The organism is Phenylobacterium haematophilum, from assembly GCF_014196295.1.
GTDB lineage: Bacteria > Pseudomonadota > Alphaproteobacteria > Caulobacterales > Caulobacteraceae > Phenylobacterium > Phenylobacterium haematophilum.
On record NZ_JACIDK010000002.1, the window covers coordinates 471,546 to 487,205 of the forward strand.

The 15,660-nt window shown below is 68.9% G+C and carries 14 protein-coding genes; 5 read left to right on the forward strand and 9 right to left on the reverse strand.

Annotation, left to right across the window (positions count from 1 at the left end; all coding sequences use genetic code 11):
• Nucleotides 1-110 precede the first annotated feature (110 nt).
• On the forward strand, nt 111-1,961 hold the full coding sequence (locus tag GGQ61_RS08220) for an ABC transporter transmembrane domain-containing protein (protein ID WP_183771416.1): 1,851 nt from the start codon (nt 111-113) through the stop codon (nt 1,959-1,961).
• 19 nt (nt 1,962-1,980) lie between these two features.
• On the opposite strand, the gene GGQ61_RS08225 is transcribed toward GGQ61_RS08220, so the two are convergent.
• From GGQ61_RS08225 to thiE, 3 genes are all read right to left on the reverse strand, one after another.
• Nucleotides 1,981-3,000, reverse strand: a complete 1,020-nt coding sequence (locus tag GGQ61_RS08225) for a glycerophosphodiester phosphodiesterase (RefSeq protein ID WP_183771418.1) — start codon at nt 2,998-3,000, stop codon at nt 1,981-1,983.
• A 47-nt stretch (nt 3,001-3,047) separates the two neighbouring features.
• Nucleotides 3,048-3,842 (reverse strand): inositol monophosphatase family protein, encoded by a 795-nt coding sequence (locus GGQ61_RS08230; RefSeq protein WP_183771420.1) that lies wholly within the window; start codon nt 3,840-3,842, stop codon nt 3,048-3,050.
• 128 nt (nt 3,843-3,970) lie between these two features.
• The gene (gene thiE, locus GGQ61_RS08235; protein WP_183771422.1) at nt 3,971-4,621 is read right to left on the reverse strand and encodes a thiamine phosphate synthase; all 651 of its coding nucleotides are present in this window, start codon (nt 4,619-4,621) and stop codon (nt 3,971-3,973) included.
• Nucleotides 4,622-4,760: 139 nt separating this feature from the next.
• On the opposite strand from thiE, the gene GGQ61_RS08240 reads away from it, so the two are divergent.
• The 3 genes from GGQ61_RS08240 (at nt 4,761) to GGQ61_RS08250 (ending at nt 7,467) form a co-directional block, all read left to right on the forward strand.
• Complete coding sequence (locus tag GGQ61_RS08240) at nt 4,761-4,946, forward strand: (2Fe-2S)-binding protein (protein ID WP_183771424.1); 186 nt, start codon at nt 4,761-4,763, stop codon at nt 4,944-4,946.
• Between the two features lie 120 nt (nt 4,947-5,066).
• Nucleotides 5,067-5,558, forward strand: coding sequence for a bacterioferritin (gene bfr, locus GGQ61_RS08245; protein WP_183771426.1), 492 nt, complete (start codon nt 5,067-5,069; stop codon nt 5,556-5,558).
• A gap of 247 nt (nt 5,559-5,805) precedes the next feature.
• On the forward strand, nt 5,806-7,467 hold the full coding sequence (locus GGQ61_RS08250; protein WP_183771428.1) for an MFS transporter: 1,662 nt from the start codon (nt 5,806-5,808) through the stop codon (nt 7,465-7,467).
• Here the strand turns inward: GGQ61_RS08250 and GGQ61_RS08255 are convergent.
• The 4 genes from GGQ61_RS08255 to gap all read right to left on the reverse strand — a co-directional run bounded on the left by GGQ61_RS08255 (nt 7,464) and on the right by gap (nt 11,231).
• Entirely contained in the window at nt 7,464-7,724 is a 261-nt protein-coding gene (locus GGQ61_RS08255) for a hypothetical protein (RefSeq protein ID WP_183771430.1), read from the reverse strand. The two genes, GGQ61_RS08250 and GGQ61_RS08255, sit on opposite strands and share 4 nt — an antisense overlap.
• 99 nt (nt 7,725-7,823) lie before the next feature.
• A complete protein-coding gene (gene fba / locus GGQ61_RS08260; protein WP_183771432.1) occupies nt 7,824-8,909 on the reverse strand; it encodes a class II fructose-bisphosphate aldolase in 1,086 nt (361 codons plus the stop codon).
• 24 nt (nt 8,910-8,933) lie between these two features.
• A complete protein-coding gene (locus GGQ61_RS08265) occupies nt 8,934-10,124 on the reverse strand; it encodes a phosphoglycerate kinase (RefSeq protein WP_183771434.1) in 1,191 nt (396 codons plus the stop codon).
• A gap of 99 nt (nt 10,125-10,223) precedes the next feature.
• Nucleotides 10,224-11,231, reverse strand: coding sequence for a type I glyceraldehyde-3-phosphate dehydrogenase (gene gap / locus GGQ61_RS08270; protein WP_183771436.1), 1,008 nt, complete (start codon nt 11,229-11,231; stop codon nt 10,224-10,226).
• Nucleotides 11,232-11,411: 180 nt separating this feature from the next.
• Between gap and GGQ61_RS08275 the strand changes: the two genes are divergently transcribed.
• Nucleotides 11,412-12,248, forward strand: coding sequence for an MliC family protein (locus GGQ61_RS08275; protein WP_183771438.1), 837 nt, complete (start codon nt 11,412-11,414; stop codon nt 12,246-12,248).
• Nucleotides 12,249-12,297: 49 nt separating this feature from the next.
• Here GGQ61_RS08275 and purT read toward each other — a convergent pair whose 3' ends face one another.
• Nucleotides 12,298-13,497 carry a formate-dependent phosphoribosylglycinamide formyltransferase gene (gene purT, locus GGQ61_RS08280; protein WP_183771440.1) on the reverse strand — a complete coding sequence of 400 codons (1,200 nt, stop codon included), beginning with the start codon at nt 13,495-13,497 and terminating at the stop codon, nt 12,298-12,300.
• Nucleotides 13,498-13,585: 88 nt separating this feature from the next.
• The gene (gene tkt, locus GGQ61_RS08285; RefSeq protein ID WP_183771442.1) at nt 13,586-15,556 is read right to left on the reverse strand and encodes a transketolase; all 1,971 of its coding nucleotides are present in this window, start codon (nt 15,554-15,556) and stop codon (nt 13,586-13,588) included.
• Nucleotides 15,557-15,660 lie beyond the last annotated feature (104 nt).

The window sequence follows — 15,660 nt, forward strand, 5'->3', positions numbered from 1 at the left end:
AACCGACGTAAAGGAGCGGCAGAAAGTTCACGGTCCGCCGCAAGGGCGGGCGCGAAGGAAGCCGCGCGTATACAGGAAAAGGCGCGGTAAGAGCAAGGGCGCTAGTTTCCATGAGTGATTTGGCCGCCGAGGTCCCGGTCGAAGGACGGCCCAGCGCCGGCGCCGCCATGGCGCAGGATCTGAACGAAGCCGCCCAGCGTCGGACCCGCAGCCGCAACGTCGGGGCCCTGCGCGCCCTGGCCCCGTATCTGGCCCGCCACAAGGGCGACACCGCCTGGGCCGGTCTGTTCCTCGTCACCGCGGCGGCCTCGACCCTGGGGCTGTCCGGCGCTGTGCGGCTGCTGGTCGACCACTTGACCGCGCCCGGCGCCACCGACGCCAGCGTCGCCCCGCGTTTCTGGCTGATCGGCGGCGTGGCGCTCGCGCTCGCCGCCTCCAGCGCCCTGCGCTACTTCTTCGTCACCAAGCTGGGCGAGCGGATCACCGCGGACCTTCGCAAGGGCGCCTACGCCCACATCCTCACCCTCGACCAGCCGTTCTTCGCCAAGACCCGCACCGGCGAGGTGCTGTCCCGCCTGACCACCGACATCCAGATTGTCGAGAGCCTGCTCTCGACCTCGATCTCCGTTGCGCTGCGCAACCTGCTGACCCTGATCGGCGCGCTGGTGCTGCTGGTCATCGTCAGCCCGAAGCTGACCGGCCTCGTCGTCGCCCTGTTCCCGTTCGTGCTCGCGCCGCTGTTTCTCTACGGCAAGCGGGTGCGCAAGCTGACGACCTCGACCCAGGACCAGTTCGCCGCCGCCGTCGGCCACGCCGGCGAAACCCTCGACGCGCTCGAAACCGTCCAGGCCTTCGGGCGCGAGGGCGCGGGCGCGGCCACCTTCGGCGAGGCGGTCGAAGCCTCGTTCCGCACCTCGCTGCGCCGCATGACCGCGCGGGCGATCATGACCGCCCTGGTCATCGGCCTGGTGTTCGGCGGCGTCGTCTTCATCTTCTGGCTGGGCGTGCACGCCGGCCTGCGCGGCGAGATGAGCTGGGGCGCGCTCTTCCAGTTCGCCTTCCTGGCGGTGATGGCCGCCGGCTCGGTCGGGGCGCTGGGCGAGACCTGGGGCGACGTCCAGAAGGCGGCCGGGGCCATGGAGCGGATCTCCGAGCTGTTCGCCGCCACCCCCACCATCGCCGCGCCTGCCCAACCCAAGGCGCTGCCGCAGCCGGCGCGTGGCGAGATCGCCTTCGAGGACGTCCGCTTCGCCTATCCAGCCCGGCCGGGCGCCCTTGCCCTCGACGGCTTCTCGCTGCACGTCGCGCCGGGGGAGACCGTCGCCCTGGTCGGCCCTTCGGGCTCGGGAAAGAGCACGGTCTTCCGGCTGCTGCTGCGCTTCTACGATCCGCTCAGCGGCGCGATCCGGCTCGACGGCGTCGACCTGCGCGAGGCCGATCCCGCTCAGGTGCGCGCCCGCATGGCGCTGGTCTCGCAGGACTCGCCGCTGTTCTCCGGTTCGCCGGCCGACAACATTCGCTTCGGGCGGCTGGACGCCAGTCCCGAGGACGTCCGCGCCGCCGCCCGCGCGGCCCAGGCCGAAGGCTTCCTCGACGCCCTGCCGCAGGGCTTCGACACCCCGCTCGGCGAACGGGCCCGCAGCCTCTCGGGCGGCCAGCGTCAGCGCCTGGCCATCGCCCGCGCCCTGATCCGCGAAACCCCGATCCTGTTGCTCGACGAGGCCACCAGCGCGCTGGACGCCGAGAACGAACGCCTGGTCCAGCGCGCGCTCGAGGACGCCATGGTCGGCCACACCACCCTGGTCATCGCCCACCGCCTGGCCACGGTGCTCAAGGCCGACCGCATCGTGGTCATGGACGCAGGCAAGGTGGTCGAGCAGGGGAGCCACGCGGATCTGATCGCCAGCGGCGGACTTTACGCTCGCCTGGCGGCCCTGCAGTTCGGTGACGTCGCGGCGTAAAGGGCGCAACTGGGCAGAGTCACCCCCGCGCCCGCACCGCCAGCCCGGGGAAGTCGCTGAACACGCCCGTGACACCTGCCGCGTAGAGCGCCTTCAGCACCGCGCCGGCGTCGCCGTGCGCGGCCGGATCGTCTGCGCTGCGCAGCATCGCCGGCAGGAACCGGTTCTCGGCCCGCACCGTCCAGGGATGCACCTCCAGGCCCAGAGCCCGCGCCTGGCTGACCAGCGGGGTCGGCGCGCCCAGCGCCCCGCCGGCCGTCGGGATCACGAGCGACCAGTCGGGGCCGACCCCGTGGGCGTAGCTCGCGATCTGCTTCAGGCCTTCGGCGTCGACCATGCCGGGCGTCTGCGCTCCGACCAGCTGCACCCGGCGGGCCTTGGACAGGGTCTTGAACGTCTTCAAAGGCTCGACCTCGAAGCACTGCACGAACACCGGCGCGTCCTCGGCGTCCAGGCCGGCGTCCTTGAGCGCCTGGGCCAGCCGCGCTTCGATCGGCAGGCCGACGGACGCGAAATAGGCGGGATGCTTCATCTCGGGATAGACGCCGATCGCGCGGCCGGTGCGGGCGCTCTCGGCCTTGGCCAGGGCCACGACCTCCTGGAAGGTCGGGATGGCTTCCTGGCCGTCGAACCGGGCGCTGGCCGGGCGCAGCTGCGGCAGACGCTCGCGGGCGCGCAGGGTCTTCAGCTCGGCGAGGGTGAAGTCCTCGGTGAACCAGCCTTCGATGCGCTCGCCGTCGATGACCTTGGTCGCCTTGCGCGCGGCGAACTCGGGCCGGCCGGCGACGTCGGTCGTGCCGGCGATCTCGTTCTCGTGGCGCACGACCAGATGGCCGTCCTTGCTCAGCACCAGGTCCGGTTCGATGAAGTCGGCGCCTTCCTCGACCGCCAGCCGATAGGCCATCGCGGTGTGCTCGGGCCGCTCGCCGCTGGAGCCGCGGTGGGCGATGACGATCGGCTTGGCGCGGGGCGTGGCCGTGGCGGGGCTCGCCGCCAGGGCGGCGCTCGAAAGGGCGAAGGCGCGTCGGGTGAGGTCCATAGGGCGACACTAGCCGCCCATGGTGACGCCTGCATCAAGGCTCGCCCTTAGGCGGCGGCCTTGAGCTTCTCGACCAGCAGCGGGTGCAGTTCGAGATTGGCCGCGCAGATCGAGCCGGAGCCCATGATGTCGTCGCCGCCCTCGGCGTTGGTCACCTTGCCGCCGGCCTCGGTGATCAATAGCACGCCCGCGGCCATGTCCCAGGGCTTCAGGTCGCGTTCCCAGAACCCGTCCAGGCGGCCGGCCGCGACATAGGCCAGGTCCAGCGAGGCGGCGCCGAAGCGGCGCACGCCGGCGACGCGCTGGCTGATCTGGTGGAGTTCCTTCAGGAACCGGGCGTGCTGGCCGTGGCCCAGGAACGGGATGCCGGTGCCCAGCACCGACTCGTCCAGGTGTTTGCGGCCGGCGACGCGCAGGCGCTTGTCGTTGACGAAGCAGCCCTTGCCCTTCTCGGCCCAGAACAGCTCGTTGGTGACGGGGTTGTAGGTCACCGCCGCGACGACCACGCCCTCGCGCTCCAGGGCGATGTTGATCGCGAAATGCGGGATCGCGTGCAGGAAGTTGGTGGTGCCGTCCAGCGGGTCGACGATCCAGGTGTGGGTCTTGTCGGTGCCCTCGATCAGGCCGCGCTCCTCGCCCATGAAGCTGTAGCCGGGGCGGGCCTTTTCCAGGGCTTCGAACAGGGTCTGCTCAGCCTTGAGGTCGGCGGCCGAGACGAAGTCCGCCGGCGCCTTGCGCGACACCTGCAGCTCGCCGAGCTCGCCGAAGTCGCGGTTGAGGCCGCGGGCCGCCTTGCGGGCGGCGTCGGACATGACTTTCAGCAGGGCGGATTGGGTCGACACGGAGAGATCCAGTTCTGGGCGCCAGACGTGCGCCATCGCGCCGGAAAGGCGAGGAATTTCGAGCGGCGGAACCTAGTGGGCGAAGACCTTGAAAGCAAGGAATCAGATGCCGCCGGCCCGGGCGAAGCCTAGCCTCGCCGCGCCGCCAGACCGCGGGCGATGGCGGCGTTCAGCGCCTTCACCGCCGCGACCGGCCCGGCCGGATAGTTCCAGACCCCCGCCGACACCGCCAGGAAGTCGGCCCCCGCCTTGGCCAAGCCCTCGGCGTTCTCGGGGGTGATCCCGCCGATGGCGACGCACGGAACCTCCATCGTCTCCTGCCAGATGGTCAGGATCTCAGGTTCGGCTCTGGTCGGGGCGTCCTTGGTGGTGGTCGGGAAGAAGGCTCCGAACGCGACATAGTCGGCGCCGGCTTCGGCCGCCTCCATGGCCAGATGGCGGCTGTCGTGGCAGGTCACCCCGATCATCGCCTCGCGGCCCATGATCTTGCGGGCCTCGGCATAGGGCGCGTCCGACTGGCCGACATGCACCCCATCGCAGCCGAGCCGCGCGGCCAGGTCCGGCCGGTCGTTGAGGATCACAGCCACCCCGCGGGCCTGAGCGATGGGCATGAGCGCGTCGACCGCCGCAGCGATGACCGCATCGTCCACATCCTTCAGCCGGATCTGCAGCGCGGCGACGTCGCCGGCGTCCAGGGCGTGGGCCAGCGTCCGCCCGAACGCGGCGAGGTCGTCGAGCTGGGGCGGGGTGATCAGATAGAGGCGGCAATCGGCGGTCATGGCCGCCTTCTAGCCGCGCCCGCGGTCAGCGACAAACGGCCGCGCGTCGCACCCCTGGCGGAGGCGGTCCAAGATTTGCAAATGAGTTGCAACGACGTTCGCATTTGGTACAAAGCCTTGTCGTCGGGAGTAAGCCGCCTTGTACGTCTGCAATTGTAACGGCATCCGCGAGCGTGAAGTCCGCGCCGCCATCGAAGCAGGGGCCACGCGCCCGGCCGAGGTCTTTCGCGCCTGCGATTCTCGTCCCCAATGCGCCCGTTGCGTCTGCGACATGCGCAAGATGATCGGCGAGCGCGGCGAAGCGCTGCGCTACGCGGCCGAATAGGTTTCGCCGCCGCCTGCGCAGGCGTGCGAACGAAACGCGGAATCACTTGCAAACATAGGCTTTGACTAAATTCTTCCCCGGGAAGAGTTTGCCCCTCGAAGTGGATTCGAGGAGGTCCTCATGAAGGGCGACAAAGCGATCATCCGGCGGCTGAACGCGGTGCTCACCAATGAGCTGACCGCAGTTAACCAGTATTTCCTGCATGCGCGCATGTACCAGGACTGGGGCTACGCCCGCCTCGGCAAGATCACCTACGACGAATCCATCGGCGAGATGAAGCACGCCGACAAGCTCATCAAGCGCATCCTGTTCCTCGAGGGCCTGCCCAACCTGCAGGACCTGCACAAGCTGAAGATCGGCGAGACCGTGCCCGAGTGCCTCGCCTCGGATCTCGCCGTCGAGGTCGCCGGCCGCGTCGACCAGATCGAAGGCATCCGCGAGTGCGAGGCCACCGGCGACTACGCCACCCGCGAGATCCTGCGTGAGATCCTCAGCGACACCGAGGAGCACATCGACTTCCTCGAGACCCAGCTGAACCTCGTCCGCACCCTTGGCGAGCCGAACTACCTGCAGAGCGCGCTCGGCGAACTCGAAGGCGGCGAGGGGCACTAAGCCCTCCGCGCGGTGTCATCCCGGAAAGCGCGTAGCGCTTGTCCGGGACCCATGAACACCTGATGTCGGACCAGCTTGACCTGGCCGCGCCGCGTCAATGGATCCCGGTCTTCGACGGCTGCGCCGACGAAACCGGGATGACACCATCTAACCCTCATGCGTGGATGGCCGGGACAAGCCCGGCCATGACGAGCTTGAGAGGGGGCGAAATCCCGCTACGCTCCCCCCAACGACAAGGGGGAAGCGAATGGCCGAAGCGGTCGCGGGCGAGAGCGTCGTCGAGAAGAAGAGCCACCGCATGGTGATCGGCGCGGCCTCGGCCGGCACGGTCTTCGAGTGGTACGACTTCTACCTCTACGGTTCGCTGGCCGGCTTCATCACCCAGCACTTCTTTTCGGGGGTCAACGAGACCACCGGCTACATCTTCGCCCTGCTGGCCTTCGCCGCGGGGTTCGCGGTGCGTCCGTTCGGCGCCATCGTCTTCGGCCGCCTGGGCGACCTCTGGGGCCGCAAGAACACCTTCCTGGTGACCATGTTGCTGATGGGGCTGTCGACCTTCGCGGTCGGCCTGTTGCCCGGCTACGACCAGATCGGGCTCGCCGCCCCGGCGCTCTTGATCGTCATGCGGCTGATCCAGGGCCTGGCGCTCGGCGGCGAGTACGGCGGGGCGGCCACCTACGTCGCCGAGCACGCCCCTCCGGGCAAGCGCGGGCTCTACACCAGCTGGATCCAGACCACCGCCACGCTCGGCCTGTTCCTCAGCCTGATCGTCATCCTGGCGGTGCGCTCGCTGACCGGCGAAGAGGTGTTCAAGGCCTGGGCCTGGCGCATCCCGTTCCTGGTCTCGGCGATCCTGCTGGCGGTGTCCCTGTGGATCCGGCTCAAGCTCAACGAGAGCCCGGTGTTCCAGAAGATGGTCGAAGAGGGCAAGACCTCGAAGAAGCCGCTGGCCGAGTCGTTCGGCCAGTGGTCGAACCTGAAGATCGTGTTGCTGGCCCTGGTCGGGCTTACCGCCGGCCAGGCGGTGGTCTGGTACACCGGCCAGTTCTACGCCCTGTTCTTCCTGGAAAAGACGCTGAAGGTCGACGGGCCGACGACCAACACCCTGGTCGCCTTCGCCCTGATCCTCGGCACTCCTTTCTTCGTGGTGTTCGGCTGGCTGTCGGACAAGATCGGCCGCAAGCCGATCATCCTGGCTGGCTGCCTGCTGGCGGCCCTGACCTATTTCCCGATCTTCAAGGCGCTGACCGAGGCGGCCAATCCCGCCCTGGCCCACGCCGCCGCCCGCGCGCCGGTGGTGTTGATCGCCAACCCGGCCAGCTGCCACGTCCAGTTCGACCCGGTCGGCAAGCAGGTCTTCACCAGCGGCTGCGACGTCGCCCGCGCGGCGCTGGCGAACGCGGGGGTGTCCTATGACAGCGTCGAGGCCACCCCGCGGTCGGAAACCACCTTCGTGATGATCGGCGATCGCGGCTTCGAGGGCCTGGACGCCACCGGCATGAACATGGCGCAGTTCAAGGTCGCCCGCGACGCCTGGGTCAAGGACCTGAACGCCGCCCTGCAGGAAGCCGGCTATCCGCCCAAGGCCGACCCGGCGCAGATCAACAAGCCGGCGGTCGTCGGCCTGCTGTTCCTGCTGATGCTCTATGTGACCATGGTCTACGGCCCTGTCGCCGCCGCCCTGGTCGAGATGTTCCCGGCCCGCATCCGCTACACCTCGATGAGCCTGCCCTACCACATCGGCAACGGCTGGTTCGGCGGCTTCCTGCCGACAACCGCCTTCGCCATGGTCGCGGCCACCGGCAACATCTACTTCGGGCTCTGGTATCCGATCGTCATCGCCGCGGCGACCGCGGTGATCGGCTTCATTTTCGTGCGCGAGATGCGCGGGGCCAATGTCGACGACTAGCCCCGCCGCCCCCCGCCCGGCTTGTTGATGTCATAGGGTTCGTCATAGCCGCGGCGGGCCGAATAGAACGCCAGCCACATCAGACCGCCGGTCAGGCCGCCGACCGCGATCAGGCCGACGATCACGAAGATCAGCACCTGGCCCAGGCCCTCCCAGCCGTAGCCAAGGCGCGAACTGGCGTAGAGCGTCCAGCCGCCGAGGCCGGCGACCGCCGCCAGGGCGGCCAGCAGGGCGATCAGGGTCCAGGTCCGGCGCATGACCCTGCAATCTGCGACGGGCGTGCAAGGTTCCCAGATATGCGAAAGCCGCCGTCTCGGGCGAGGCGGCGGCTCTGCAGGTCGTCTATGCCGATCGGCCTATTCGGCCGCCTGGCGGCTGACGTCGATCTTCGGGGCGAGTTCCCCCGAGGCGTAGCGCTTGGCCATGTCCGACAGCGGGATCGGCTTGATCGAGCTGGCGTGGCCGGCGGTGCCGAACTCTTCGAAGCGCTGGACGCAGACCTTGCGCATGGCTTCCTTGGCCGGCTTCAGATAGCTGCGCGGGTCGAATTCGCCCGGCTTCTCGGCGAACAGCTTGCGGATCGCGCCGGTGATCGCCATCCGGTTGTCGGTGTCGATGTTGATCTTCCGCACGCCGTGCTTGATGCCGCGCTGGATCTCTTCGACCGGCACGCCCCAGGTCTGGGGCATCTCGCCGCCGTACTGGTTGATGATGTCCTGCAGATCCTGCGGCACCGACGAGGAGCCGTGCATCACCAGGTGGGTGTTGGGCAGGCGGCGGTGGATCTCTTCGATCACGTTCATCGCCAGGACGTCGCCGTCCGGCTTGCGGGTGAACTTGTAGGCGCCGTGGCTGGTGCCCATGGCGATGGCCAGGGCGTCGACCTCGGTGGCCTTCACGAACTCGACCGCCTGGTCGGGGTCGGTCAGCAGCTGGTCATGGCCGAGCTTGCCCTCGAAGCCGTGGCCGTCTTCCTTCTCGCCCATGCCCGTTTCCAGGCTGCCCAGGACGCCGAGCTCGCCCTCGACCGAGGCGCCGACCCAGTGGGCCATGTTCACGACGTTGCGGGTGACTTCGACGTTGTAGTCGTAGTCGGCCGGGGTCTTGCCGTCGGCCTTCAGCGAGCCGTCCATCATCACCGAGGTGAAGCCGTACTGGATCGCAGTGGCGCAGGTGGCTTCGTTGTTGCCGTGGTCCTGGTGCATGCAGATCGGGATGTGCGGATACATTTCCGCCATCGCGTCGATCAGGTGCTTCAGCACGATGTCGTTGGCGTAGGAGCGGGCCCCGCGCGAGGCCTGCATGATCACCGGCGAGTCGGTGGCCTCGGCGGCCTCCATGATCGCCAGCGCCTGTTCCATGTTGTTGATGTTGAACGCCGGGACCCCGTAGCCGTGCTCGGCCGCGTGATCCAGAAGCTGTCTCAAAGTAACCCGGGCCATGCCCTGCCCTCCGTAGTCTGAAGTTTAATTGGTCAGGGCCGCCACTCCGGGCAGCTCCTTGCCTTCCATCCATTCAAGAAACGCGCCGCCCGCCGTCGAGACGAACGTGAAATCGTCGGCGCGGCCGGCCGCGTTGAGAGCCGCGACTGTATCACCGCCGCCCGCCACGGCCACCAGCTTGCCGGCCTTGGCCAAATCCGCCGCATGCTGGGCCGCCGCCATGGTGGCGACGTCGAAGGGCGGCACCTCGAACACGCCGAGCGGGCCGTTCCAGATCAGGGTCGCCGACGCGTCCATGGCTGCGATCAGCTTGGCCAGGGTCTTGGGGCCGGCGTCCAGGATGCGGTCGCCCGCCTGGATGCCGCTCAGCTCGCGCACGTTGGACGAAACGCCCGGCTTCACGTCCTCTGCGGTCACCACGTCGATCGGCAGCAGCAGCTCGCAGCCGGCCTTCCGGGCGCTTTCCATGATCTCGCGGGCGGTGTCGGCCAGGTCGTGCTCGCAAAGCGAGGCGCCGACGTCGATCCCTTGCGCCGCCAGGAAGGTGTTGGCCATGCCGCCGCCGATCGACAGCCGGTCCAGCTTGGTCACCAGGTTGTTCAGCAGGTCGAGCTTGGTCGAGACCTTCGAGCCGCCGACGATGCCCAGCACCGGGCGCTTGGGCGCGCCGAGCGCGGCTTCCAGCGCGTCCAGCTCACGGCGCATCTGCTCGCCCGCATAGGCCGGCAGCAGGCGCGCGAGCCCTTCGGTCGAGGCGTGGGCGCGGTGCGCGGCCGAGAAGGCGTCGTTGACGTAGAGGTCGCCGTTGGCGGCCAGCGCCTTGGCGAAATCCGGATCGTTCTTTTCCTCGCCCGGGTGGAAGCGGACGTTCTCCAGCAGCAGGACGTCGCCGTCCTTCAGGCTGTCGACCGCGGCCTTGGCGGCCTCGCCGATGCAGTCGGCCGCGAACGCCACCGGGGCGTCCAGCAGGTCGGCCAGCGGCTGGGCCAGCGGCTTCAGGCTCATTTCTGGAACGACCTTGCCCTTGGGCCGGTCAAAATGGGCCAGCAGGATGACCTTGGCGCCGCCGGTCCGAAGCTTGGCGATCGTCGGCAGGATGGCCCGCAGGCGGGTGTCGTCGGTGACCTTGCCCTCGGCCATCGGGACGTTGATGTCCACGCGGACCAGGGCGCGTTTGCCGGCCAGGTCGGCGTCGTCGAGAGTCTTGAAGGCCATCAAAATATCTCCGCTCACCCCGGCGGGCGCGCCTGGGGTGCGACAGGTTCGAAATGCGAAACGGGCGCCACCCGGTGGATGGCGCCCGTCGCGAGTGTTTTAGATCAGCTTCGCGAGCGCGATGGCGGTGTCGCTCATGCGGGTCGAGAAGCCCCACTCGTTGTCGTACCACGACAGCACGCGGCCGAGGGTGCCGTCGATCACCTGGGTCTGGGCCAGGGCGGCGGTCGAAGAAGCGGCTTCATGGTTGAAGTCGATCGACACCAGCGGCTCGTTGGTCACGGCCAGAACGCCCTTCAGCGGGCCGTTGGCCGCGGCGGTCAGCGCCTCGTTGATCTCTTCCTTGGTGATCTTGCGGCCGGCGACCCAGGTCAGGTCCACGACCGAGACGTTCGGGGTCGGCACGCGGATCGACGAACCGTCCAGCTTGCCTTGCAGTTCCGGGATCACCAGGCCCAGGGCCTTGGCGGCGCCGGTCGAGGTCGGGATCATGGACATCGCCGCGGCGCGGGCGCGGTAGAGGTCCTTGTGCATAGTGTCCAGCGTCGGCTGGTCGCCGGTGTAGGAGTGGATGGTGGTCATGTAGCCGCGCTCGATGCCGGCCAGCTCGTGCAGGACCTTGGCGACCGGCGCCAGGCAGTTGGTGGTGCACGAGGCATTCGAGATGACCAGGTCGTCCTTGGTCAGGGTGTCGTGGTTGACGCCGTAGACGATGGTCTTGTCGGCGTTGTCGCACGGAGCCGAGACGATCACGCGCTTGGCGCCGGCTTCCAGGTGGGCCGAGGCCTTTTCCTTGGTGGTGAACAGGCCGGTGCACTCGAGGGCGATGTCGACGCCCAGGTCCTTGTGCGGCAGGTCCTTCGGATCGCGGATCGCGGTGACCTTGATCGGGCCGAAGCCCACGTCGATGGTGTCGCCGTCGACCTTCACCTGGCCGGGGAAGCGGCCGTGCACGCTGTCGTAGCGCAGCAGGTGGGCGTTGGTCTCGACAGGGCCCAGGTCGTTGATGGCGACGACCTCGATGTCCTTGCGGCCATGCTCGACGATCGAACGCAGGACCAGCCTGCCGATACGGCCGAACCCATTGATGGCGACGCGAACGGTCATCGAAAACTCCTGAGCCAATTGATTTGGGGCGGTTTCTTGAGGCCGGGGGGACGGGAGTCAACCCCGCGGCGGTCAAGTCACGCTACAACGTGTTGCCGTTATCGTTGTCAAACGACTGTCAGGGAACGCGAAGGCCGGTCGCACGCTATGGCGAAGCCGAACAATAGAGGGAACTTCGGAGTGGCGAATCTTCAGCATCTGGCCGCGGTGGCGGTGATGGCGGGTCTCGGGCTGGCGGCCTGCAGCAAGCCGGCTGAACAGGCCCAGCCGCCGGCCAAGGCGGTCGCCCCAGCCTCGCCGGTGATCACCTATGCCTGCGACGACGGCCGCACCGTGCGCGCCAGCTATCCGGACACCGACACCGCTGTGGTTGAGGTTGACGGCAAGAGCCGCACTCTGAAGATCGCCATCTCGGCCAGCGGCGCGCGTTACACCGGCGACGGCGTCCAGTGGTGGACCAAGGGCATGGCACAGGCCCAGCTCAGCCCGCTGGCGGCTGGCGAGGACATAGCCAGCGCCCCAGGCGTCAACTGCAAGGCGCCCGAGCCGGCCGCCGTCCCGGTCGCCCCGCCGCCGCCCGGCAGCCCCGGCGGCCTGCCCGACGACAGGACCCCGATCTCTGAAGGTCCGTTCACGCCCGACAGCGCCCAGGGCGCGGCCAATGTCGTGCAGACCTATTACGCGCTGATCGGCGAGAAGAAGTACGCTGACGCCTGGAAGCTCTGGAGCGACGGCGGCAAGGCCAGCGGCATGACCCAGCAGGCGTTCGCGGCCAGCTTCGACAAGTATGCGAGCTACAACGCCCAGATCGGCGCCCCGGGCGACATCGAGGGCGGGGCCGGGTCGCTGTTCGTCAGCGTGCCGGTGGTGATCTACGGCCAGCTGAAGACCGGCGCGCCGGTCAGCATGAAGGGCGATGTGAACCTGCGCCGGGTCAACAACGTCCCCGGCTCCACCGACGAGCAGCGCAAGTGGCGCATCGCCGAGACGGCCCTGAAGCCGTCACCGGGCGGCTAGGCGGCAGCGGGCGCGACACGCAGCCGCCCGCCGCGTCCGCTCAGGGTCGTCAGGCCTTAACCGGCTTGACCCGGTCGGCCGCGTCCCGCGCCCGTTCGCGGGCCTGGTCGACGTCGGCGCCGCGGGCCAGGGCCACGCCCATGCGCCGGCGCTCGAAGCTCTCGGGCTTGCCGAACAGGCGCAGGTCTGACCCGGGCACGCTCAGCGACTCCGCAACGCCCTCGAAGGCGACGCCCTGGGCCTCCATGCCGCCATAGATCACCGCGCTGGCGCCCGGCTCGCGCTGGGCGACGTCGGTCGGCAGCCCGAGGATGGCGCGGGCGTGCAGGGCGAACTCGCTCTGGTACTGGGTGGCCAGGGTGACCAGGCCGGTGTCGTGTGGCCGCGGGCTGACCTCCGAGAACCAGACCTCGTCGCCGCGCACGAACAACTCGACCCCGAAGATGCCCAGCCCGCCCAACTCGCCGGTGACCTTTGCGGCGATGTCCTGGGCGCTCTGAAGCGCGGCCGGGCTCATCGCCTGCGGCTGCCAGCTCTCGACATAGTCGCCCTTGACCTGGCGGTGGCCGATCGGGGCGCAGAAGCTGGTCTCGATCTCGCCGCCCGCGCCCTTCGAGCGCACGGTCAGCAGGGTGATCTCGAAGTCGAACTCGATCTTGCCCTCGACGATGACGCGGGGCTGCTCGACCCGGCCGCCTTCTAGCGCGTAGCGCCAGGCCGCGGCGATGCCCTCGGGACCCTCGACATAGGACTGGCCCTTGCCGGACGACGACATCACCGGCTTCACGAAGCAGGGGAAGCCGGCGACCTTCGCCGCGCCTTCGGCCAGCTCGGCCTCGGACGAGGCGAAGGCGTAGGGCGAGGTGGCCAGGCCCAGCGTCTCGGCCGCCAGCCGGCGGATGCCCTCGCGGTTCATGGTCAGCTGGGCGGCGCGGGCGGTCGGGATGACGGTCGCCACGCCCTCGGCCTCGAGCTTGACCAACTCGTCGGTGGCGATCGCCTCGATCTCGGGGACGATAAGGTGCGGGCATTCGGCCAGAACCAGGGCGCGCAGGGCCGTCGCATCGGTCATGGCGATGACGTGGCTGCGGTGGGCGACCTGCATGGCCGGGGCGCCGGCGTAGCGGTCGACGGCGATGACCTCGCAGCCGAGCCGCTGCAACTCGATGGCCACCTCTTTGCCGAGCTCGCCGGAGCCCAGCAGCATGACCCTGACGGCCGACGGCGAGAGCGGGGTTCCGAGACGCATGCGGGCCATCCTGGCAGCTATGTGGAGGTCGGCCGCGAAAACCTGCCGATGGGCTTTCGCGGCTGACGATAGACGATCCTAGCCCAGCTTAGCCGAGCTTGGCCTTCGCGGCGGCGGCGACGGCCTCGGCGGTGATGCCGAACTCCTTGTACAGCCGGTCGGCGGGCGCGCTGGCGCCCCAGCCGTGCATGCCGACGAAGGCGCCGTTTTCACCGATGAACCGCTCCCAGCCGAAGCCGGCCGCGGCCTCGACGGCGACGCGTACCGGCGCCTTGCCGATGGTCGCCTGCCGATAGGCTTCCGGTTGAGCTTCGAACAGTTCCCAGCAGGGGGTGGAGACGACGCGGGTCGGGACGCCGTCGGCTTCAAGCAACTCGCGCGCGGCCACGGCGATCGAGACCTCCGTGCCTGAGGCGAAGATCGTCACCTTGGCTTCGCCGCTGGCCGCCTTCAGTTCGTAGGCGCCCTTGGCCGAGAGGTTTTCCGGGGCGCTGTCGCGCACGGCCGGGACCTTCTGGCGCGAGAGGGCCATGAACGCCGGGGTCTTCTGCGATTGCAGCGCGACCTTCCAGCACTCGGCGGTCTCGACCGCATCGGCCGGGCGGAAGACGTTGAGGTTGGGCATGGCGCGCATGCTGGCCAGGTGCTCGATCGGCTGGTGGGTCGGACCGTCCTCGCCGACGCCGATGGAGTCGTGGGTCATCACGTGGACCACCCGCACGCCCATCAGCGCGCCCAGACGGATCGCCGGGCGGCTGTAGTCCGAGAACACCATGAACGCCCCGCCGTAGGGGATGACGCCGCCGTGCAGGGCCATGCCGTTCATCGCCGCGGCCATGCCGAACTCGCGCACGCCGTAGTTCACGTAGCGGCCCGAATAGTCCGGGGTGTCGAAGATTTGAGTGTTCTTGACGAAGGTGTTGTTCGAGCCGGTCAGGTCGGCCGAACCGCCGACCATTTCCGGGATCGACGGGAACAGCGCGTCCAGCGCCGAACCCGAATGCTGGCGGGTCGCGGCGGCCGGCTTGGCGCTGGCGGCTTCGGCGATGTGGGCGTCCAGGCGCGCGAAGGCGTCAGCCGGCAGCTCGCCCTTCATGGCGCGGGTGAACTCGGCGGCGTGCGCCGAACCGGCCAGGCGCGCTTGCCAGGCCTTGCGGTCCTTGGCGCCGCGACGGCCGGCCGAACGCCAGGGCTTCACGACCTCGTCCGGGATCGCGAACGGCTCGGCCGCCCAGCCCATCTTGGCGCGGGTGGCGGCGATCTCGGTGGCGCCCAGAGCCGCACCGTGCGTCTTGTGGTGACCTTCCATGGTCGCCGCGCCCTTGCCGATCTTGGTCTTGCAGGCGATCAGCGAGGGGCGATCCTGCTTGGTCGCCCAAGCCAGCGCGCGACGAATCTGCCCGTAGTCGTGGCCGTCGATCGACTTCACCGCCCAGCCCGCGGCCTTGAAGCGGGCGACCTGATCGCCGGTCTCGGCCAGCGACACGGCGCCGTCGATGGTCACGTCGTTATCGTCCCAGAGGACGGTCAGCTTGTTCAGCTTGAGGCGGCCGGCCAGGCTGATCGCTTCGTGGCTGACGCCTTCCATCAGGCAGCCGTCGCCGCAGATCACCCAGGTGCGGTGGTCGACCAGGTCGGCGCCGAAGCGGGCGGCCAGGTGACGCTCGGCCATCGCCATGCCGACGCTGGTGGCCAGGCCCTGGCCCAGCGGGCCGGTGGTGGTCTCGACGCCCGGGGTGTGGCCGTACTCGGGGTGGCCGGCGGTGTTGGACCCCCACTGGCGGAAGTTCTTGATCTGCTCCAGCGTCATGGCCTTGAAGCCGGTCAGGTGCAGCAGCGAGTAGAGCAGCATCGAACCGTGGCCGGCCGACAGCACGAAGCGGTCGCGATCGGCCCAGTCGGGGGCGCTGGCGTCGAACTTGAGAAACTTGGACCACAGCACCGTTGCGACGTCGGCCATGCCCATCGGCATGCCGGGGTGGCCCGAGGCCGCCTGCTCGACGGCGTCCATCGAGAGCACGCGAATGGCGTCGGCCATGGATTGCAGCGGTGCGGGCATTATCTGTTCCGGTGAGTCTGGCGGGAAATGGTGCGGGAATTTGCGCGCGCCCCTCGCACGCGAGGCTTGCAGGGTCAAGGAAAGGTCACGCCACAGTCCGGCTT